The sequence below is a fragment of the Sphingomonas sp. Leaf30 genome, from assembly GCF_001422525.1.
GTDB lineage: Bacteria > Pseudomonadota > Alphaproteobacteria > Sphingomonadales > Sphingomonadaceae > Sphingomonas > Sphingomonas aerolata.
In genome coordinates, this window is the sequence record NZ_LMKZ01000001.1 from 556,452 (window position 1) to 575,497 (window position 19,046).

The following is a 19,046-nucleotide window of genomic DNA, read 5'->3' on the forward strand; positions in this document are numbered from 1 at the left end:
GATGGCCGACGATAGCGGCGCGACCAAGCGCGTCGACGAGGCCAGCCCGGTCGAGATGCGCGACCCGGCGCTGCGCACCGAAGTGCGGCGCGCGACGATCTGGCTGGGGCTCGCCTGCCTGATCGCGCTGGCGATCGTGCTGGTGCAGCCGTTGCTGCTGATCTTCGCCGCGGTGGTGTTCGCGTCGCTGCTCGACGGCGGCGTCCGGTTGCTCGGGCGCGTGCTGCCGATCAGCCGCGGATGGCGGCTGCTGATCGTCGTCGTGCTGGTGCTGGTGTTCATGATCGGCACGTTCGTGCTGACCGGCGTGCAGGTGACCGAACAGGTCACGCAGCTGCGCTCGACGCTCGAGCTGCAGGCGAACCGGTTCACGGGCTATCTGGCGTCGCAGGGGCTGATGCCGGGCGTGTCGGACGTGAGCGGGATCGCCAAGCAGGCGCTGGGGTCGGTCGGGCGCGTGACATCGTGGGTCGGCACCGCGATCGGCGCGCTGACCAGCCTGTTCATGATCCTCGTCCTCGGGCTGTTCATCGCGATGGACCCGGGCACCTATGCGCGCGGCGTGCAGTGGATGGTGCCGACCGACCTGCGCGACGAATTCGCCCGGACGATGGTGACGATGGGCGAGACGATGCGGCGGTTGCTCGCCGGGCGGTTGCTCGGCATGGCGGTCGAGGGCGTCGCGACGGGGATCGCGCTGGCCGTGGGCGGCGTGCCGATGGCGATGCTGCTCGGGATCATCGCGGGCATCCTCGCCTTCATCCCCAATATCGGTGCGATCGTCACCGGCGTGCTGATGGTCGCGGTCGGCTTCAGCGCGGGCGTCGACACCGGGTACTGGGCGATCGGCACCTATTTCGTGGTGCAGACGATCGACGGCTATGTGATCGTGCCGATGGTCGCCAAGCGCACCGTCGACCTGCCGCCCGCGCTGACGCTGGGGGCGCAGATCCTCGCGAGCGCGCTGTTCGGGATCCTTGGCCTCGCGCTTGCCGATCCGATGACCGCGATGCTCAAGACCGCGCTTGAGCGCCGGTCTGACCGCGAGGACGAGAAGGCCGCGGATTGACGAGCGTGTCGAACAGCGCGAGATAGCGCTGCGCCGAGTCGCTGCCGGGTTGCGGAACGGGTGCCGGTCGCGGCGTACCGGAGGTGAGCCAGGCGTCGAGTGCGGCGACGAGTGCGGGGCCGTCGTCGCGCGCGACGATCGTGCCGCGTGCGGGGGTGTCGACGATCTCGGCAATCGCATGGCTCGAATCGGTCGCGATGACAGGCGTGCCGACCGACAGCGCCTCGCGCAGGACCCCCGGCACGCCTTCGAAGTCCGAGGTCAGCGCGACGACCTGTGCGCGGGCCATTGCCGGGAGCGGATCGGCGACATGGCCGGGCAGGTGCACGCGGGCGGCGAGGCCGAGTGCGGTCGCCTGCGCCGTGAGCGCACCGCGACATGCGCCCTCGCCGAGGATGACGAGCGCGATGTCGCGATCGGCAAGTGCGGCGACTGCGGCGAGCAGCCGGTCCCAGCGCTTCTGCGGTTCGAGCCGGCCGACGCCGAGGATGAACCGCGACGGCAGCACGGGGAGCGTCACGCCCGGCGCTGCGAGTGCCGGCGGGTTGGGAATGACGCTGACCCGCCCCGGCATGCGCGTTACAGCGGCGGCCTGGACCGCGGTGGCGGGGGTCATCGCGACGAGATGGTCGAGGAACCGGCCGTGACGCGCGAGCCAGACGCGGTGCGCGGCGTGGAGGAGGCGGCCATGGTCGCCGCGGTCGGGCGCATTCGACATCTTGGCGACGATCGGCGGACAGGCGCGGCCGAGCCTGAGCCGGATCCAGGCGGCGATCCCGGTATAATGGTTGCCGGGGCAGAAGACGATGTCGGGGGCCGTGCGGCGGACGAGGCCGGGCAATGTGCGCGCGGTGCCGGGGACGACCTCGAGCCCGTCGGGCAGCTCGGCGGCGAGCGGGCCGGTCGGGTCGCCGATCACCAGCGTGACGCGACGCCCCGCCGCGAGCCAGCCGCGCGCGAGCCGCAGCTGCGCGCGCTCGACGCCGCCGCCGGACAGGTCGTCTGCATAGGTGAGGATGTGGTCAGCGCCGGGCATCGCGCACAGATGGCGCGGTCGGGGCGCGATGGCGAGAGGGTAAGCGGCGGCGAACCGCGCGGGTTCGGGGACGGATGACTCGATCTTCACGTGCAAGCCGGCGGCGGGGCGGCTATTGGCGCGGCGTGATGGCATGCCCGGAAAGGCCGGGTGCGCGGTACAGGACGAGGATCGTTCGATGCGTACGCGTATGACGGGCTCCGCGCTGACGGCCGGGAACCCGCCGGGTCGTTCCGCGGCCGGGGTGGTGCAGGCGGGAGCTGATATCGTCGGGCTCGAACCGCTGAAGACCTTTCGCAGCCGGTGGCCGGCGATCATCGGTGCGGTGCTGACGCTGGCGATGATCGCGGGGCTCGCGCGCGAGCTGTTCGCGCACGGGCTGGCCGGACTCTCGCGGTCGGTGCCGTCCGATCCGCGATTCTATCTGTGTTTCGCGCTGCTCTACATGTCGCCGCCGACGGGGGATTACGTGATCTTCCGCCGGTTGTGGGGGATACCGGTCGCGGGGCTGGTCGCGCTGATCAAGAAGCGGATCGCGAACGAGGTGGTGTTCGGCTATTCGGGCGACGCCTATTTCTATGCCTGGGCGCGCGCGAAGGCGCGGATGGTGGCGTCGCCGTTCGGTGCGGTGAAGGACGTGACGATCCTGTCGGCGATCGCGGGCAACGCGATCACGCTGGCGATGGTGGCGATCGCGCTGCCGCTGAGCCGCGACCTGTTGCCGCCCGACCTGTTCAAGACGGTGCTGGGGTCGGCGGCGATCACCTTTGCGATCTCGCTGCCGTTCCTGATCTTCTCGCGGCGCGTCTTCTCGCTGCCGCGTGCGACCTTGTGGTGGGTGTTCATGATCCACTGCATCCGGCTGATGTGCGGATCGCTGTTGATCGCGCTCGCCTGGCATTTCGCGCTGCCCGGCGTGTCGATCGCGATGTGGCTGTTCCTCGCGGCGGGGCGGCTGCTGGTGTCGCGGCTGCCGTTGGTGCCGAACAAGGACCTGCTGTTCGCCAATTTCGCGATCCTGCTGATCGGGCAGGACCAGGCGCTGTCCGAGCTCGTCGCGTTCACCGCCGCGCTGACGCTGCTCGTCCACGTCATTCTGATTGTCATATTCAGCGGGCATGCGATCGCGATGAGGACGCGTGCGTGAACCGATTGCTTGGGGCGGGGATGATGCTGGCGGGGCTGATCGCGGGCGCCGCCCCGGCATGGGCCGGCGGTCGGGTGGCAGTCCAGGAGCCGATGCTCGGGAGCGACGCGCAGGCGTGCGAGCGTGACGAAGGGCCGGCGATCGCGGCGACGATCGTCGGACTGAAGGATCGCAAGGGCAATCTGATGCTCGAGCTCTATCCGCCCGACGAGGCCGATTTCCTGCGCGGCGACCGCGACCTGATCGCGGCGGGCAAGACGTTTCGCCGGATCAGCGTGCCGGCCCCCGCGACCGGTCCGACTGCCTTGTGCATCCGCATGCCGCACCCGGGCCGCTACGCGCTGCTGTTCACGCATGACCGTGACGGCCGGGCCAAGTTCAGTGTCTGGTCGGACGGCGCGGGCTTCGTGAAGGGCGACCGGCTCGGCCGATCGCGACCCAAGGTCGACCAGGCGATCGTCGAGGTCGGGCCCGGACTCACGCATGTCACGATCCGCGCGCAATATCTGCGCGGGCTGGGCGGGTTCGGCCCGCTGGACGGCAAGTGAGGGGGCGGGCGGGCTGAGATGCGGATCGTCGACGTCAACGAATTCTACTCGCCGACGGGCGGTGGGGTGCGCACCTATATCGATCGGAAGATGGGGATCCTTGCCGATCTGGGGCACGAGCTGATCGTCGTCGCGCCGGGCCGCGAGGACCGCGTCGAGGAGCGGCCGGGTGGCGGGCGCGTGATCTACCTCAAGTCGCCGGGGATGCCGTTCGACCGCAATTACGGGCTGTTCTGGGACCGTGCGGCGATCCACCGGGTGCTCGACGACCTCGATCCGGATGTGGTCGAATGCTGTTCGCCGTGGCGGCCCGCATGGTTCGTCGGCGACTGGACGGGGCCCGACGGGCAGCAGCGCGCGCTGAAATCCTTCTTCATGCACAACGACAATATCGCCGCCTATGCGCAGCGCTGGTTCGCAGGGTTTGCCAGCCACGACCGGATCGAGCGCGCGTTCGGCTGGTACAGCCGGTACATGAACCGGTTCCTGACGCGGTTCGATACGGTCGTCACCAACGGACCCGCGCTGGAGAAACGCTTGCGCGCGCGCGGCGTGCGGATCGACGCGGCGATGCCGCTGGGGATCGAGCGCGGTCATTTCTCGCCACGCCTGCGCGACGAAGCGCTGCGGGGGCGGCTGTTGCAGCAATGCGGGTTGCCCGCGGACGCGATGCTGCTGATCGGGCTGGGCCGGCATCACGGCGAGAAGCGCTGGCCGCTGGTCGTCGACGCGGTCGCGCGCGCGGGTACCGACCTGCCGATCGGGCTGATCCTGTTCGGCACGGGCAGCCAGAGCAAGGCGATCGCACGGCGGATCGGCGGATCGCCGCATATCCGGATGTTCGCGCCGGTCTATGACCGCGAGCGGCTGGCCGCGATCATGGCGAGCTGCGACGCGCTGATCCACGGGTCGGAGGCCGAGCCGTTCGGGCTGGTCGCGTCGGAGGCGATGGCGTCGGGGCTGCCGCTGATCGTGCCCGATACGGGCGGGTGCGCCGAGATTGCGGACCGGCATGCCAGCGAGCTCTATACCGCGCGCGATGCGACCGCGGCGGCGGCGGCGATCGCGCGGCTGTTCGCGCGCGACCGCGGGATGCTCAGGCGCGCGGCGGTCGTGGCGTCGGCGCAGGTCCGCTCGGATCATGCGCATGCGGTGGAACTGGTGGATTATTATGCCGGGCTGATCGCGGCGCGACGGGGGCGGCTGGCGGCGTGACCGACAGCCGGAAGCGGGTGCCGGGGACGGCGACCGGTCCGGATGCCGCTTTTTCGAGCGCGGCGTCGAGTTGCGAATCGCCCGCGGTCGCGGCGGATTCGCCACCGGTGAGGATGACGGTGCCGGGGGCGAGGCGCAGGCGATCGCGCGCGACGAGGTGGAGCCGGGCCTCGGCCGCGGGGTCGAGCAGGGTGCGGCTGCGGAAGTAGAAGGGGCCGGCGGCGAAGCGGGGATCGGGCAGGCGGCCGACGGCGGGCAGGATCTGCGGCGACAGCGTGACGATCGGGCCGGTGATCCGGCGCGCGTCGAGCGTCCGTCTCAGCGTGGCGGCTTCGCGCATGGCGGTGACGAGCGAAAGGCGGCCTGGCTCGACGAGCGCTGAGAGCGTGGGCGCGAGGCCGAGCAGCGCGAAGACCGTCATGATCCGGGTGGTTGCGCGGGTCGGCGGCTGCGCGGTCCAGACGGCGGCGAGCGCGACGAACAGCGGAGGCAGCATCGGCAGCAGATATTGCCGCCAGGTCGGCACCGGGAGCAGCGCGGCGACCAGCCCGGCGAGGACGAGCAGGTCGGGCAGGGTGACGCGACGACGACGGATCGCGGCGCGCGCGACGAGGACGAGGGCGGGAAGCGCGGCACCGAGCGCGAGGAACTTCAGCGTATCGAGCGCCTTGGCGGCAAGAGACAGCTTCCAGGGCCGTGCCGCGTAATATTCCGCGGGCGCCTGGGCGGGAAAATGCAGCGTGCCGAACAGGAAGCCTTCGGACGACAGCGCGAAGGTCCAGCCGACCAACGCGACGACCGGGAGCGCGCCGAGCGCGACCAGCCAGACGCGGTGGCGGGGATGGACCAGCGCGTAGAGGCCATAGGCGGCGGCGGGGAAGGCGTAGGAGATCTTCGCGGCGACCGCGGCGGCGAGCAGAAGGCCGATTGTCAGCGCGCCGGCGCGGGTCCGGTCTTCGCGGAGGATCAGCCAGAGCGCGGCGGCGAGGCAGGCGGCGGGAAGCGCATCGTTGCGCGCAGTGCCGATGCTGAAGAGCAGGATGTCGGTGGTCGCGAACAAGGCGGCGCAGAGGCGTGCGGTAACGGGGCCGGCGCCGGTGCGGCGCGCAGCGGCGTGGACGAACGCGACGCTCGCGAGGCCGAGCAGCGCGTTGGTGAGGCGGAGCGCGGGCCAGGTCCAGGCGCCGGCGATCAGCGCTACAGGTGCGAGGAGGAAGGGCTGGAGCGGGGTCTGGAGATAGGCGAAGTCGCGATAGGGGAGCAGGCCGTGCGCGGTGAGGACGGCCGCAGCGACATACTGGCTTTCGTCGTGGTCGACGGGGCGGAGGAGGGCGAGCGCGATGTAGAGCGTCGCCAGGGCTGTCAGCCACAGGATGTTCACCCGCGAAGGCGGGTGCCCAGACTGGACACCCGCCTTCGCGGGTGAACAGGGGTGGCGAGGGCTATGCTCCATTATTTGGTTCCACCCCGGCAGTCTTTGGTTCCACCCCGGCAGTCTTTGGTTCCACCCCGGCGGAGGCCGGGGCCCAGTTGGGGGACGGTCATGGCTGAGGGTCGCGTTCCGTTACTCAGGCTTTCCCAACTGGGCCCCGGCCTTCGCCGGGGTGGTAGCGCCTGCTGAGATGGTAGCGCCCGCCGGGGTGGTTTTGCCGACTGGGTTGGTCGTGCCCGCCGGGGTGGTGCCGGGCGGGGCAAGGGTCAGGCTTTTACTGCGGTCAGGAAATAGTCGAGGCTGGTCGAATCGCTGAGCGTGAAGCCGGTCGCCGGCGAGAAGCCGAGGCCTTGCGTGTGGACGACGTGGAGGCCGGCGTCGCGCAGCAGTGCGGTCAGTTCTTCGGGGGTGAGGAACTTGTTCCAGTCGTGCGTGCCGCGCGGGATGCGGCCGGTGCCTTCCGCGATCGTGATCATCGCGAGCCGCGACAGCGGCGTGCGGTTGGGGGTCGACAGGATCAGGAGGCCATTGTCGGCCAGTACGCGCGCGAGGCCGCGGACAAAGCCGGCAGGGTCGCTGACATGCTCGATCACCTCGAGGCTGGTGACGAGGTCGAACTGGCCGTCGAGCCCTTCGACGCCGCTTGCGCGATAGTCGATCGCGAGCCCGCTCTGCGCCGCATGTATTTCTGCCGCTGCGATATTTTCGGGCGCGGCGTCGATCCCGGTCACGCTGGCGCCGAGCCGCGCGAGCGGTTCGCAGAGCAGCCCCGCGCCGCAGCCGACGTCGAGCGCGGTCCGGCCGGCGAGCGGGGTGAAGCCCGTGCCGTCACCGTGCCAGTGCGTGTCGACCCGGTCGCGGATGTAGCGCAGGCGGGGCGGATTGAGCTGGTGGAGCGGCGCGGATGAGCCCTTGGGGTTCCACCAGTCGGCCGCCATCGTGCCGAAATGCGCGGCCTCCCGGGGATCGATTGTTGCGCTTTCGTTGCGGTCACTTGCCAGTATCATGCGCGCTACCTATCAGGGCCGCCGCTTCGACCCAAAGGGATTTACGCTGCCCATGGCCCGTATCGTGATGAAATTCGGCGGGACGTCGATGGCCGGGATCGAACGTATCCGCAACGTCGCGGCGCGCGTGAAGCGCGAGGTCGATGCGGGCAACGAGGTCGCGGTCGTCGTCTCTGCAATGGCGGGCGAGACCGACCGGCTGGTCGGCTTCTGTCGCGAGGCGTCGTCGCTGTACGATGCGAAGGAATATGACGTCGTCGTCTCGGCGGGCGAGCAGATCACGAGCGGGCTGCTCGCGATCGCGCTCCAGGCCGCGGGATGCAAGGCGCGGTCGTGGCTGGGGTGGCAGCTGCCGATCAACACGTCGGACGCGCATGGCTCGGCCCGGATCGGCGAGATCGACACGGTCGCGCTCGATGCGAGTCTGGCGGACGGCGTCGTCGCGGTGATCCCGGGGTTCCAGGGCGTGGCGGAAGGCCAGCGCGTCACCACGCTGGGACGCGGCGGGTCGGACACGTCGGCGGTCGCGATGGCGGCGGCGATGAAGGCCGATCGCTGCGACATCTATACCGATGTCGACGGCGTCTACACGACCGATCCGAGGATCGTGCCGCGTGCGCGCAAGCTCGGCAAGGTGACGTATGAGGAGATGCTGGAACTCGCCAGCGTCGGCGCCAAGGTGCTGCAGACGCGGTCGGTGGGCCTGGCAATGAAAGAGAATGTGCGCGTGCGCGTGCTGTCCTCGTTCGAGGATGGCGATACCAGTGACGGACACCGCGGCACGCTGATCGTGGGCGAAGAGGAAATCGACGATATGGAACGCCAGCTCATCACCGGCATCGCGCATGACAAGAACGAGGCGAAGATCACGCTGACGCAGGTCAGCGATCGCCCGGGATCGGTCGCGGCGATCTTCGCGCCGCTCGCCGATGCGGGGATCAACGTCGACATGATCGTCCAGAACGTCGCGCATTCGACCGGGTCGACCGACGTGACGTTCACCGTGCCCTCGGCGGATCTGGCGCGGACGCTCGACGTGCTCGACAAGGCGAAGGACGCGATCGGTTTCGCGAGCCTGGTCCACGACACGCGCGTCGCCAAGGTGTCCGTGGTCGGCGTCGGGATGCGCAGCCATGCGGGCGTCGCCTCGACGATGTTCACCACGCTCGGCGAGCGCGGCATCAACATCCAGGCGATCGCGACGTCGGAGATCAAGGTCAGCGTGCTGATCGAAGAGGATTATACCGAGCTGGCGGTGCGTGTGCTGCATACGGCTTACGGGCTTGATGCCGAGGATGCGGCTTGACGGACACCGTCCGTTCGTTTCGAGCATTGTCGGGAAATATGTCACGGATACTGCGCGGGGTTTCTCGACTTCGCTCGCCACGAACGGGAGTTTTGTAATGACCATCGGCAGCGACCGGCTTCAGCGTCGCATGGCGCGCGGCGCCGCATTCCTCGGGTCCGAGGTCGCGATCCTTGGCGGGGCGATGTCGTGGGTGAGCGAGCGCAACCTCGTCTCCGCAATTTCGAATGCGGGCGGGTTCGGAGTGATCGCGTGCGGCGCGATGACGCCCGCGTTGCTCGATGCCGAGATCGCCGCGACTCAGGCGATGACCGACAAGCCGTTCGGCGTGAACCTGATCACGATGCATCCCGACCTGGTCGAGCTGATCGCGGTGTGCACGCGGCACAAGGTCGGCCATGTCGTCCTGGCGGGCGGATTGCCGCCCAAGGGCAGCCTCGAGGCGATCAAGGCGGGCGGCGCCAAGGTCATCTGTTTCGCGCCGACGCTGGCGCTGGCCAAGAAGCTGATCCGCAGCGGCGTCGATGCGCTGGTGATCGAGGGCATGGAGGCTGGCGGGCATATCGGCCCGGTGTCGACGAGCGTGTTGGCGCAGGAGATGCTGCCCGAGATCGCCGAGCTGGTGCCGGTGTTCGTCGCGGGTGGGATCGGTCGCGGCGAGGCGATTGCGGGCTATCTCGACATGGGGGCGGCGGGCGTCCAGCTCGGCACGCGGTTCGTCTGCGGGACCGAATCGATCGCGCATGCCAATTTCAAGAAGGCGTTCATCCGCGCCTCGGCGCGCGATGCGATCGCCAGCGTCCAGCTCGACGCGCGGCTTCCCGTCATTCCGGTCCGCGCGCTGAAGAATGCGGCGGGCGAGCTGTTCTCGGCCAAGCAGCGCGAGGTTGCGGGGCATCTCGACGAGGGGCGCGTGGCGATGGGCGAGGCGCAGTTGCAGATCGAACATTACTGGGCAGGCGCGCTGCGCCGCGCGGTAGTCGACGGCGATGTCGAGCATGGGTCGGTGATGGCGGGCCAGTCGGTCGGCATGGTCACCAAGGAAGAGCCGGTCGCGGACATCATCGCCGAGCTGATGGCACAGGCCGCGGCGGCGCTCGAGGCGCGCGCGGCCTGATCCTTCGCCGGCCTAACACGCTGCGATCGTGCCGTTCGTCGCATTAGGGTTGCAGTCGCGTACGCGTTTTATACCCTGTTAACCTTATCGCGGCAGGTCTGTCTCGGTCGGGGGACAGCGAGGACTTGAGTCGATGAAGCGTCAGTTTGCGATGATTGCGGTGACCGCAGCCCTGCTCGCCGGGTGCGCGCGGAAGCCGGTCGAGGTCGCGGCGCCCGCACCGGCGCCGGTCGCGCCGGTGCCGGTCGCGGCCCCGCTGCCCAAGGGTGCGTTTCCAGGGATGAAGATCCCCGCGGTGCTCGCCGACGGTACCTATCCGACGCCGAACCGCAACCTGACCGAATCCGCGAAGATCTGGCACCTGCGCGCCGCGCTGAACGTCGCAGCGCTGGCGTGCCGCGGACCTGACGAGGCGGTGATCGTCGCGGGCTACAACGCGATGCTTGCCGCGCAGAAGCCGGTGCTGGCCAAGGCCGAGGCGACCTATTCTGCGGAATATCGCGCGGGCGGCGGCGACTGGCAGGATCGCTACGACGATTCGATGACGCGGCTGTACAATTTCTTCTCGCAGTCGCCGTCGCGCGATGCGTTCTGTCAGGCGGCGGGGCGCGTGCTGGCGGAGGGCGCGAGCGTGCCGGGGCCGATGCTGGCGAGCTTTGCGGCGACGCGGCTGCCGATGCTGGAGCAGCCCTTCACCGATTTCTACCGTGCGTTCGACGCCTGGCGCGGCACCGCGGTGCAGCCGCTTCCGGCACAGCGCGTGATCTTTGCGAGCAACGGCGCTGTGCCGGTCGGCGGTTCCGGCGTGGCACCGCTGCCGTCCGCCGCGCCCGCCACGCCGGGGTTGCAGGCGCAGCTCCGGCCCGTCACGCAGCCGCCGCTTCCCGCCGCGCCGCGTCCGCAGCTGCAGGTCGATCCGGGCGTCCTGCAATAAGACGAGGCGTATCCGCCTGCGCGGGTGCGAAACCGCGGGCCGGGCGACGCGAATGCTTTCTTCGCGGCGATGCTTGGGTTAACAGCCCCCGGAATGGCTGACGCAGAGCAGGATCAACCGGCGGGAGGGCGCTTTGCGGGGCGCGAGCACCGGTTCGCGCTGCGCGTGTACTTCGAGGACACCGACCTGTCGGGCGTCGTCTATCATGCCAATTACCTTCGCTACTTGGAGCGCGCGCGGTCGGACATGCTGCGCGTCGGCGGGATCGACCAGCGCGCGGCGTTCGAGGCGGGCGAGGGCTCCTATGCGATCGCAAGCCTCGCCATCCGCTATGCCGCGCCCGCGCGGCTCGACGATGCGCTGGTGATCGTCTCACGGATCACGCAGGTCCGCGCGGCCAGCGTCGCCATTCATCAACGAGTCATGTGCGGCGGGCTTGTCTTGGCCGAGGCGGACGTGGTGGCGGCGCTGATCGCCCCCAACGGCCGGCCGCGTCGCCAGCCGCGCGCATGGACTAACATCTACGAACGCCTTGTCTGGCAGGGGGAAGCATGAATCCGGTTCTGACTATGGATAGCGCGACATTGTCGCCGATCCACTTGTTCCTACAGGCCGATCTGGTCGTGAAGGGCGTGATGATCGGGCTGCTGCTCGCCAGCGTCTGGACCTGGGCGCTGATCGTCGCGTTCTGGCGGCGGCTGGGCAAGACGCGCAAGGGACTGGTGCGGTTCGAGCGCGACTTCTGGAAGGCCGAGGACATCGACGTGTTCTACAAGGCCGAGAGCGAGACCGACCTGCCGTCGGCGCGCGTGTTCGCGGCCGGGGTGACCGAGTGGCGGCGGTCGACCGCGGGCGGCACGATCGACAAGGCCGGGACGCGCGAGCGGCTCGCCACGACGATGGGCGCGGCGGTCGCGCACGAGATCGACACGCTGTCGGACCGGCTGAACGTGCTGGCGACGGTCGGATCGGTGGCGCCGTTCGTCGGACTGTTCGGCACCGTCTGGGGCATCATGCGCAGCTTCACGAGCATCGCGGCGGCGCAGAACACCTCGCTCGCGGTCGTCGCGCCGGGAATCGCGGAAGCGCTGTTCGCGACCGCGATCGGCCTGTTCGCGGCCATCCCGGCGGTGATCGCGTACAACCGCTTCAGCCACGGCATCAACCGGATCGAGGCGAGCCTCAACCGCTTCGCCGACGGCTTCCACGCGACGCTGTCGCGGCAGCTGGACGGCGCGCGATGAGCGGCCGGCCGGTGCTGCGCACGGGAGGCGCGTAGATGGCGATGAACCTTCCTTCGGGTCGCGGTCGCGGAAGGCGCGCGCCGATGGCGGACATCAACGTCACGCCGATGGTCGACGTGATGCTGGTGCTGCTGATCATCTTCATGGTGACCGCACCGCTGATGACCGCGGGCGTGCCGGTGAACCTGCCCGATGCGCGTGCCAAGGCCCTGGACCAGGAGCAGAAACCCGTCGAGATCTCGATGGATGCGACGGGTGCGGTGTTCATCGACCAGGACCAGATCGGCGAGGACGCGCTGCCGGTGCGGCTCGCCTCGATCGCGGCGAGCCGGGCGGTCGGCAACGAGCCGCAGGTGCTGTTGCGCGCGGACCGCAAGCTCGACTACGGCCGGGTGATGCGCGTGATGGGCGAGCTCAACCGCGCCGGGCTGAACCGCGTCGCGCTGGTGACGGTCGAGGGCACCCCCAACTGATGTCGCGGCGGTGATGGGCCCTTGGTGATGGATCGCTCCGAAAAGATCGGGTTCGGCGTCGCGCTGGTCGGGCATGTCGTGCTGTTCGCGCTGTTGTCGGTCGGGTTTCTCGACACGCCCGAGCCGCCCAAGCCCGTCCAGCAGCCGATCGACATCAGCCTGGTGCCCGACGTGGCGCTTGAGGCGACCGCGCCGCAATCGGCGGAGACGCCCGCCGAATCGGTCGCGCCCGACGAGGGCACGCCCGAGGATGCGGCACCGCCCGCGCCGCAGGAGGCCGAGCCCGCGCCGCAGCCGGATCCGGTGCCGCCTGCGCCGCAGCCGGCCCCACCCAAGCCTGCGCCCAAACCTGCGCCCCCCAAACCGGCGCCCAAGCCCGAGCCGAAGCCCGAGCCCAAGCCGGTGGCCAAGCCCAGGCCCGCGCCGCCCAAGCCGGTGGCGAAGCCTGCGCCAGTCCCGAAGCCGGCGGCCAAGCCTGCGCCGGCCAAGCCGAGCCCGGCGAAATCCAAGCCTGCGCCCGCGAAACCGGCGGCCAAGCCATCGCCTGCCAAGGCGGCACCGGCGAAGAGCGCGGCCAAGTCGAACGCGGCGCCCGCCAAGAGTGCGGCGTCCTCGGCAAAGCCCGCCAAGCCTTCGGCAACCAAGGGCAGCGGATCGACTGCGGACGCGAAGGCGGCGCGGCCGCGGGGCTCGCGGCTGGGCGATAATTTCCTGAAAGGCCTGTCGGCGGATCCGTCGCCGAGCAAGTCGGAAGCGCCCAAGGCGGCCAAGCTCGGCGCGCAGGCGGCGGCCAATATCGGCTCGGCGATCCTGCGGCAGGTGCAGCCCTGCGCGAACCGGCAGGTGACGCCGGGGCCGGGCGCGGAGCGGATCCGCGTGACGATCAACCTGAAGCTCAACCGCGACGGGACGCTGAAGTCGCGGCCGACGATCACCGGGCATGCGGGCGTCGACGACGAGAATCGCCGCTATGTCGACCGCGTCGACGATCTCGCGATCGCGACCTTCACGGGCTGTTCGCCGCTGCGCGGTTTGCCCGACGACCTGTATGACGTGCAGAATGGCTGGAGCAATTTCAGCCTGCGTTACAAGCTTCCCGGATGAGGATGTCCGTTATGTTCCGATCGCTGTCCCCCCGCCGGCCCGCCATGATCTCCAGCCTCCTCCCCGGCGAAGGCCGGGGCCCAGGTGGAGAGGTTTTCGTAACGGCGCGCACCGTGCTTGCGGGAGCGTCCCCCAGCTGGGCCCCGGCCTTCGCCGGGGTGGGGTCTGGGGTGAGGGCGGTGCTTGCTTCGGTCGGGTTGATGGCACTCGTTGCCGGCGGTGCGGCCAGTGCGCAGGATGCGCCGGCGCCCGTTCCGCAGGCGGGCACGCCGGCGGCGGCGGAGGATCAGTCCGGCGGGCTGGTGGTCGACGTGACGGGCGGGATCTCCGCGCCGATGCCGATCGCGGTGCCGGTGATGCCGACGTCCGCGGTGGTGTCGACGCCGGCGGGGTCGACCGACGTGCTCGGCCGGCAACTGGCCGAGATCGTCACCAACGACTTGCGCAATTCGGGTCTGTTCACGCCGCTCGCCCCCGGGCAGCTGCGCGCGATCGGCTTTCCCGAGGTTACCGCACCGGGGTTCGATTACTGGGGCAGCACGGGTGCGCAGGCGCTGGTGCAGGGCTTCATCCGCGCGAATGGCGACGGGAACCTGACCGTCGGCTGCTATCTGTACGACGTGTCGTCGCGCGCCGAGCTGACCCGGCAGGGGTTCGTCGTGCCGCCGTCCGACTGGCGGCGTGCCGGGCATAAATGCGCGGACATGGTCTATACGCGACTGACCGGCGAGGGCGCCTATTTCGACAGTCGCGTCGTCTATGTCTCGGAAACCGGACCCAAAAACCGCCGGATCAAGCGGCTGGCGATCATGGACCAGGATGGTGCCAACCACCGGTTTCTGACCAACGGCCAGTCGATCGTGCTGACGCCGCGCTTCGCGCCGAACCAGCAGTCGATCGTGTATATGAGCTATGTGAACAACCGGCCTGCGATCTATGTCTATGACATCGGCACCGGGCGGCAGCGGCTGGTGGTGCAGAATGCCAGCCTGACCTTTGCGCCGCGCTTCTCGCCCGATGGCCGCAACATCCTGTTCTCGATGGCGCAGGGCGGCAATACCGACGTGTACCGCGTGTCGAGCCAGGGCGGCGCGCCGCAGCGGCTGACCAATTCGCCCGGCATCGATACCGGCGGCAGCTATTCGCCCGACGGATCGAAAATCGTGTTCGAGAGCGACCGGTCGGGCGGGCAGCAGATCTATGTCATGAACGCCGACGGATCGAACCAGCAGCGGATCAGCTTTGGCGGCGGGCGCTATGCGACGCCGGTATGGAGCCCGCGCGGCGACCTGATCGCGTTCACCAAGCTCGGCGGGGGGTTCCGGATCGGGATCATGAGCCCGAGCGGCGGGGGCGAGAAGCTGCTGACCAACGACTGGCAGGACGAGGGGCCGAGCTGGTCGCCGAACGGCCGCGTGATCAACTTCTTCCGCTCGGGACGCGGCGGCGGCGGCAAGGCGGACCTGTGGTCCGTCGACCTGACGGGCGTCAACGAGCGCAAGATTCCGACCCCGCTCGACGGGTCGGATCCAGCCTGGGGCCCGCTGCGGCCCTAGACCGATTATGTAATCTATGTTGGAATATGTTCCGACCACGGGAGAAGATGTGATGGCCAAGTTTACGACAACGCTGCTGTGCGCGACCGCGCTGATCGCCGTCGCGGGCTGCGCCAAGAAGCGCCCCGAGACCCTGCCGCCCGCCCCCGTCGATTCGTCGGCGGGCGTCGACCCGACCGGCGGGCTGGCCAATGGCGGCGCCAACGGCGCGATCGTGCCCGGGTCGGACGCCGATTTCCGCCGCTCGGTACAGAGCAACACGGTCAATTTCGCGCTCGACATGTACGATATCGATCCGACCGCGCGCGCGATCCTCGACAGCCAGGCCGAGTGGCTGGCGCGCAACCCCAATGTCCGGATCACGATCGAGGGGCATTGCGACGAGCGCGGGACGCGTGAGTATAACCTGGCGCTGGGCGACCGGCGGGCCAATTCGGCGAAGAACTACCTCGCGGCACGCGGCGTGTCGGCGTCGCGGATGACGACGATCAGCTATGGCTCGGAGCGGCCGGTGGCGCAGGGGTCGGACGATGCGGCCTGGGCGGAGAATCGCCGGGCGGTCACGATCGTGCTGAACTGAGGACTGGGGGCGGGCTCGTGAGGAGCCTTGCCCCGTCCTTCGTCATCCCCGCGGAGGCGGGGATCCAGACGGACTGACGGTCGGGTCTACTCGCGAGGGTAGCCGGTCTGGGTTCCCGCCTTCGCGGGAATGACGGCGGGGGCTTGGGGGCGAGTCTTCCAGCCTCGTGCCCTCACCCTCCCATGCGCAAGGGCGCATGGGCCCCTCCCTCTCCCCCGGGGGGAGAGGGGTTTTAGGTCAGGGCTTTGTCTAGGAGTTTTGCCAGGCGGAGGCCGCCTTTGCGGACTTCTTCGCGGGAGACGGGGGCGATGCGGGCGATCGTGGCTTCGTCGAGTTTCACGCGCGGGGGGACGGGGGCGCAGGCGTCGCTGCCGAGCGCGGAGGCATAGGTGACGTCGTGCGCGACCTGCCAGCTTTCGCGGCTCCAGTCGGCGACGGTGCCCGCGGCGATGCGCGCGCGTTCGGCGGCGGGGTAGCGGCGGACGAGCGAGGGGGGCGCGGAGATTGCGCGCTCGGCGAGCGTGCCGTCCCAGACCGAGTGGAGATTGAGCCGGGCGGGGGCGTAGATGCCGTAATCGGTCTTCACGTCGTTGCCGCCCTTGTCATGGCGATCGCCCGCGTGGAGCGGCTGGTGGAGGTCGCCGACGAAGTGGATGAGGAAGGCGAGCGCCTGGACGCGGTCGTGCGGCGAGGTCTTGCGGTCGCGGAGCAGTCTCACGTCGCGGTCGATCTGCGCGGAAACGCAGTCGCCGTCCTTGCAGGCAGGCGTCAGGTCGAACGGCGCGCAGACATCGACATTCTGGTAATGCCAGCTGTAGGCGAAGCCGAAGCGCGACTTGCCGTCGGCTGTCTTGAGCGGCTTTATGCAGTCCGCCCAGACGCTTGCCTGTTCGATCGTGCCGGCGGGGCATTCGGGGGTGTCGAGCAGCGCCTGCTGCGCGAGGATGCGGCGGATCGCGACCTTCGTGCGCGGCGCGACATTGGCATAGGCGATCTGCGCGACCGTCTCATGCCCATATTCCCAATAAGCGGTGGCGGGGGCGGCGGTCAGCGCGGTCGCGGCGAGCAGGCCGAGCGCGGTCAGGGGCTTGCGAATCATGGCTGCTCACTAGCGTAGATGGCGACGCTGCGCGCGCCCTTTGCGGATGCGGTACCGCGGTACATGCCCGGCGTGGTGAACGACCAGGCCATGCTGCCATCGGGGGCGACGACGATCGCGCCGCCGGTGCCGCCGAGCGCGCGGACTTCGGCGAGGACCGCCTCGGTCGCGGCCTGGAGCGGTTCGCCGGTCAGGCGGACGCGCGCGGCGATCTCATGCCCGACGCCGACGCGCAGGAAGAACTCGCCCGAGCCGGTGCACGACACCGCGCAGGCACGATCGTCGGCGAAGGTGCCAGCACCAATGACGGGCGAATCACCGATCCGGCCCCAGCGCTTGCCGGTGACGCCGCCGGTCGAGGTGGCGGCGGCGACATGGCCGTGCGTGTCGCAGGCGACCGCGCCGACGGTGCCGTATTTCATGTCGACGTCGAACATGTCGCCGCTCGCCTGAAGCTCGGCGAACTGGCGGCGGCGCTCGTCGGTGGCGAACCAGTCCTGATCCGCCTGTTCGAGGCCGTGCTCGCGCGAAAACGCGTCGGCGCCCGTACTTGCGAGAAAGACGTGGCGGCCGTCGTCGAGGATCGCGCGCGCGAGGCCGACCGGGCTGCGAGTCGCGGTGGCGGCGGCGACGGCGCCCGCGGCGCGCGTGCGGCCGTCCATGATCGCGGCGTCGAGCTCGATCCCGCCCTCATGCGTGAAGACCGCGCCGCGGCCCGAATTGAAGTGCGGATCATCCTCGAGCACGCGGACCGCCGCCTCGACCGCGTCGAGCGCGGCGCCGCCGCCCGAAAGCACCGCGGAGCCGGCGTCGAGCGCGCGAGACAGGCCGGCGCGCGCGCCCGAATCTTGCTCGGCGGAGAGCATCTCGCGGTCGAGCTTGCCCGCGCCGCCGTGGATGACGAGGGTCCAGTTGGGTTGGGGCATGGGGGCTTTCACAAGGTTGGCGGGGTGGGACGAAGGTGGAGACGCAGCCCGATCAGCGGGCGCAAGGGCGCGACCCTGCGGCCGATCCGGTAGAAGGCGAAGCAGCCGGCGACGGTCGCGACCAGCAGCACCGCGAACTCCGCCCAGCCGGGAAGGCCGGCGGGGAGCAGCGCGTACATGACGAGGACGATGATCGTCTGGTGGATCAGGTAGAAGGGGAACACCGCCTCGGTCAGCATCGGCCGCCAGCGATGGTCGCGGTTGAGATGGCGTTCGGCGAGCCCGATCAGCGCGACGATTCCGCCCCATTGTTCAAGGGCATGCGCGATGCCGTAGGCGGTATAGAGCCAGTGCGGCTTCGCAACCCCGGCGGGCCAGCCGAGCTCTATGCCGAGGATCGTCGCATAGCCGAGGAGCGCGAGGCCGGCGCCGACCTTCCACAGCCGCGCGATCGCGGCGATCGCGGGTTCGGAGCGCGCGAGGCCGAAGCCGAACAGGAAGGCGGGGAAATAGGTGATGTGCGCGATCCAGTCGCCGAGCAGCGCCTGGCTCTCGGCCGCCATCTGGAACCACCAGCCATGGACGAAGATGAGCCAGGCGAGCGGGAGGAGCAGCACCAGCCAGCCGCCGAAGACGCGGTCGAAGAGCCGCTGCGCGCCGCGGCTGCGGACATTCTGGTGGCTGCGCAGGCTGCGCGGGCCCCGGACCAGCGCAACGCCTAGCGTCAGGACCGTCGTGTAGACAAAGAGATAGACGACGAACCAGAGGTGGTTCCACGCCGGGAGCCAGAGCCCGTCGAGCGGGGCGAAGCGGAAGGCGTCGTGCGTCCAGAAGGTCCAGTAGCTGCCCGCATAGCCGTGCCGGGTGACGAGTTCGACCCAGGGTTGCGGGGGGACGATGACGAGGATGCCGAAGGCGAGCGGTACGAGCAGCCGGTAGCAGCGCGTCGCGAAGAAGCGGACCGGGCCGCTCGACCGGCGGAGCAGCGCGCGGCTGGCATAGCCCGAGACGACGAACAGCAACGTCAGCCGCCACGCATTGGTGGCGAGCATCGGCAGCCGGACCCAGTCCTCGACATGCAGCGACTTCACATGGAAGTTCCACGGCACGAAGACCATCGCGATATGGTAAAGGATCAGCAGGGCGAAGGCGCCGATCCGCAGCCAGTCCATGCCGTAATGCCGGGTCATCGCAGCGCCCTAGGCGGCGGGTGACGGGGCTGCAAGCACGCGCTGCCCCGTCACACCGGCGCG

Annotated in this window: 19 protein-coding genes; 13 read left to right on the plus strand and 6 right to left on the minus strand. The window is 69.6% G+C overall.

The genetic code is table 11. The features are described from left to right. Window position 1: 1 nt before the first annotated feature. A complete protein-coding gene (locus ASE89_RS02670) occupies window positions 2–1,069 on the plus strand; it encodes an AI-2E family transporter (RefSeq protein WP_037530691.1) in 1,068 nt (355 codons plus the stop codon). On the opposite strand, the gene ASE89_RS02675 is transcribed toward ASE89_RS02670, so the two are convergent. Continuing rightward, window positions 1,014–2,195 (minus strand): glycosyltransferase, encoded by a 1,182-nt coding sequence (locus ASE89_RS02675; protein WP_330219035.1) that lies wholly within the window; start codon window positions 2,193–2,195, stop codon window positions 1,014–1,016. The genes ASE89_RS02670 and ASE89_RS02675 overlap by 56 nt on opposite strands. 88 nt (window positions 2,196–2,283) lie before the next feature. Here ASE89_RS02675 and ASE89_RS02680 point away from each other — a divergent pair, with 88 nt between their 5' ends. Genes ASE89_RS02680 through ASE89_RS02690 form a run of 3 tightly spaced genes read left to right on the plus strand, consistent with a single transcriptional unit; the run spans window position 2,284 to window position 5,015 of the window. Further along, window positions 2,284–3,252 carry a hypothetical protein gene (locus ASE89_RS02680; RefSeq protein WP_236701593.1) on the plus strand — a complete coding sequence of 323 codons (969 nt, stop codon included), beginning with the start codon at window positions 2,284–2,286 and terminating at the stop codon, window positions 3,250–3,252. A gap of 20 nt (window positions 3,253–3,272) precedes the next feature. Further along, entirely contained in the window at window positions 3,273–3,800 is a 528-nt protein-coding gene (locus ASE89_RS02685; RefSeq protein WP_056673759.1) for a DUF2141 domain-containing protein, read from the plus strand. Between the two features lie 18 nt (window positions 3,801–3,818). Continuing rightward, entirely contained in the window at window positions 3,819–5,015 is a 1,197-nt protein-coding gene (locus ASE89_RS02690; protein WP_031440539.1) for a glycosyltransferase, read from the plus strand. Here the strand turns inward: ASE89_RS02690 and ASE89_RS02695 are convergent. Both ASE89_RS02695 and ubiG read right to left on the minus strand, forming a co-directional pair. Continuing rightward, a complete protein-coding gene (locus ASE89_RS02695; RefSeq protein WP_201781520.1) occupies window positions 4,897–6,468 on the minus strand; it encodes a glycosyltransferase family 39 protein in 1,572 nt (523 codons plus the stop codon). The two genes, ASE89_RS02690 and ASE89_RS02695, sit on opposite strands and share 119 nt — an antisense overlap. A 245-nt stretch (window positions 6,469–6,713) precedes the next feature. Beyond that, window positions 6,714–7,454: a bifunctional 2-polyprenyl-6-hydroxyphenol methylase/3-demethylubiquinol 3-O-methyltransferase UbiG gene (ubiG, locus tag ASE89_RS02700; protein ID WP_082451196.1), complete on the minus strand. Its 741-nt coding sequence runs from the start codon at window positions 7,452–7,454 to the stop codon at window positions 6,714–6,716. Between the two features lie 52 nt (window positions 7,455–7,506). Between ubiG and ASE89_RS02705 the strand changes: the two genes are divergently transcribed. The 9 genes from ASE89_RS02705 to pal all read left to right on the plus strand — a co-directional run bounded on the left by ASE89_RS02705 (window position 7,507) and on the right by pal (window position 15,768). Beyond that, on the plus strand, window positions 7,507–8,760 hold the full coding sequence (locus ASE89_RS02705) for an aspartate kinase (protein WP_031440023.1): 1,254 nt from the start codon (window positions 7,507–7,509) through the stop codon (window positions 8,758–8,760). 97 nt (window positions 8,761–8,857) lie between these two features. After that, a complete protein-coding gene (locus tag ASE89_RS02710; protein ID WP_031440024.1) occupies window positions 8,858–9,877 on the plus strand; it encodes an NAD(P)H-dependent flavin oxidoreductase in 1,020 nt (339 codons plus the stop codon). Window positions 9,878–10,010: 133 nt separating this feature from the next. Next, window positions 10,011–10,811 carry a hypothetical protein gene (locus ASE89_RS02715; RefSeq protein WP_082451197.1) on the plus strand — a complete coding sequence of 267 codons (801 nt, stop codon included), beginning with the start codon at window positions 10,011–10,013 and terminating at the stop codon, window positions 10,809–10,811. Window positions 10,812–10,904: 93 nt separating this feature from the next. After that, complete coding sequence (locus ASE89_RS02720; RefSeq protein WP_056673762.1) at window positions 10,905–11,366, plus strand: YbgC/FadM family acyl-CoA thioesterase; 462 nt, start codon at window positions 10,905–10,907, stop codon at window positions 11,364–11,366. Continuing rightward, on the plus strand, window positions 11,363–12,055 hold the full coding sequence (tolQ, locus tag ASE89_RS02725; RefSeq protein WP_031440027.1) for a protein TolQ: 693 nt from the start codon (window positions 11,363–11,365) through the stop codon (window positions 12,053–12,055). Before ASE89_RS02720 ends, tolQ begins: the two co-directional genes overlap by 4 nt. A 35-nt stretch (window positions 12,056–12,090) precedes the next feature. Beyond that, the gene (gene tolR, locus ASE89_RS02730) at window positions 12,091–12,528 is read left to right on the plus strand and encodes a protein TolR (protein WP_037531582.1); all 438 of its coding nucleotides are present in this window, start codon (window positions 12,091–12,093) and stop codon (window positions 12,526–12,528) included. A gap of 27 nt (window positions 12,529–12,555) precedes the next feature. Then, entirely contained in the window at window positions 12,556–13,632 is a 1,077-nt protein-coding gene (locus ASE89_RS02735; RefSeq protein ID WP_056673765.1) for a hypothetical protein, read from the plus strand. Window positions 13,633–13,832: 200 nt separating this feature from the next. After that, the gene (gene tolB, locus ASE89_RS02740) at window positions 13,833–15,188 is read left to right on the plus strand and encodes a Tol-Pal system beta propeller repeat protein TolB (protein WP_056673770.1); all 1,356 of its coding nucleotides are present in this window, start codon (window positions 13,833–13,835) and stop codon (window positions 15,186–15,188) included. Between the two features lie 52 nt (window positions 15,189–15,240). Further along, complete coding sequence (gene pal / locus ASE89_RS02745; RefSeq protein WP_031395926.1) at window positions 15,241–15,768, plus strand: peptidoglycan-associated lipoprotein Pal; 528 nt, start codon at window positions 15,241–15,243, stop codon at window positions 15,766–15,768. Between the two features lie 232 nt (window positions 15,769–16,000). Here pal and ASE89_RS02750 read toward each other — a convergent pair whose 3' ends face one another. Genes ASE89_RS02750 through ASE89_RS02760 form a run of 3 tightly spaced genes read right to left on the minus strand, consistent with a single transcriptional unit; the run spans window position 16,001 to window position 18,983 of the window. Further along, a complete protein-coding gene (locus ASE89_RS02750; protein WP_056673773.1) occupies window positions 16,001–16,867 on the minus strand; it encodes a S1/P1 nuclease in 867 nt (288 codons plus the stop codon). After that, a complete protein-coding gene (locus tag ASE89_RS02755) occupies window positions 16,864–17,793 on the minus strand; it encodes an isoaspartyl peptidase/L-asparaginase family protein (RefSeq protein WP_056673776.1) in 930 nt (309 codons plus the stop codon). Before ASE89_RS02755 ends, ASE89_RS02750 begins: the two co-directional genes overlap by 4 nt. An 8-nt stretch (window positions 17,794–17,801) precedes the next feature. Continuing rightward, window positions 17,802–18,983, minus strand: coding sequence for an acyltransferase family protein (locus ASE89_RS02760; RefSeq protein ID WP_056673779.1), 1,182 nt, complete (start codon window positions 18,981–18,983; stop codon window positions 17,802–17,804). Between the last annotated feature and the right edge of the window lie 63 nt (window positions 18,984–19,046).

Excerpts from the sequence above, each read along its gene's own strand:
- pal (WP_031395926.1), top strand. The coding sequence starts at position 15,241 with ATGGCCAAGTTTACGACAACGCTGCTGTGCGCGACCGCGCTGATCGCC.
- tolR (WP_037531582.1), top strand. The coding sequence starts at position 12,091 with ATGGCGATGAACCTTCCTTCGGGTCGCGGTCGCGGAAGGCGCGCGCCG.
- ASE89_RS02750 (WP_056673773.1), bottom strand. The coding sequence starts at position 16,867 with ATGATTCGCAAGCCCCTGACCGCGCTCGGCCTGCTCGCCGCGACCGCG.
- tolQ (WP_031440027.1), top strand. The coding sequence starts at position 11,363 with ATGAATCCGGTTCTGACTATGGATAGCGCGACATTGTCGCCGATCCAC.
- ASE89_RS02715 (WP_082451197.1), top strand. The coding sequence starts at position 10,011 with ATGAAGCGTCAGTTTGCGATGATTGCGGTGACCGCAGCCCTGCTCGCC.
- ASE89_RS02685 (WP_056673759.1), top strand. The coding sequence starts at position 3,273 with ATGATGCTGGCGGGGCTGATCGCGGGCGCCGCCCCGGCATGGGCCGGC.
- ASE89_RS02690 (WP_031440539.1), top strand. The coding sequence starts at position 3,819 with ATGCGGATCGTCGACGTCAACGAATTCTACTCGCCGACGGGCGGTGGG.
- tolB (WP_056673770.1), top strand. The coding sequence starts at position 13,833 with ATGGCACTCGTTGCCGGCGGTGCGGCCAGTGCGCAGGATGCGCCGGCG.
- ASE89_RS02705 (WP_031440023.1), top strand. The coding sequence starts at position 7,507 with ATGGCCCGTATCGTGATGAAATTCGGCGGGACGTCGATGGCCGGGATC.
- ASE89_RS02755 (WP_056673776.1), bottom strand. The coding sequence starts at position 17,793 with ATGCCCCAACCCAACTGGACCCTCGTCATCCACGGCGGCGCGGGCAAG.
- ASE89_RS02670 (WP_037530691.1), top strand. The coding sequence starts at position 2 with ATGGCCGACGATAGCGGCGCGACCAAGCGCGTCGACGAGGCCAGCCCG.
- ASE89_RS02760 (WP_056673779.1), bottom strand. The coding sequence starts at position 18,983 with ATGACCCGGCATTACGGCATGGACTGGCTGCGGATCGGCGCCTTCGCC.
- ASE89_RS02680 (WP_236701593.1), top strand. The coding sequence starts at position 2,284 with ATGCGTACGCGTATGACGGGCTCCGCGCTGACGGCCGGGAACCCGCCG.
- ASE89_RS02735 (WP_056673765.1), top strand. The coding sequence starts at position 12,556 with ATGGATCGCTCCGAAAAGATCGGGTTCGGCGTCGCGCTGGTCGGGCAT.
- ASE89_RS02710 (WP_031440024.1), top strand. The coding sequence starts at position 8,858 with ATGACCATCGGCAGCGACCGGCTTCAGCGTCGCATGGCGCGCGGCGCC.
- ubiG (WP_082451196.1), bottom strand. The coding sequence starts at position 7,454 with ATGATACTGGCAAGTGACCGCAACGAAAGCGCAACAATCGATCCCCGG.
- ASE89_RS02695 (WP_201781520.1), bottom strand. The coding sequence starts at position 6,468 with ATGGAGCATAGCCCTCGCCACCCCTGTTCACCCGCGAAGGCGGGTGTC.
- ASE89_RS02720 (WP_056673762.1), top strand. The coding sequence starts at position 10,905 with ATGGCTGACGCAGAGCAGGATCAACCGGCGGGAGGGCGCTTTGCGGGG.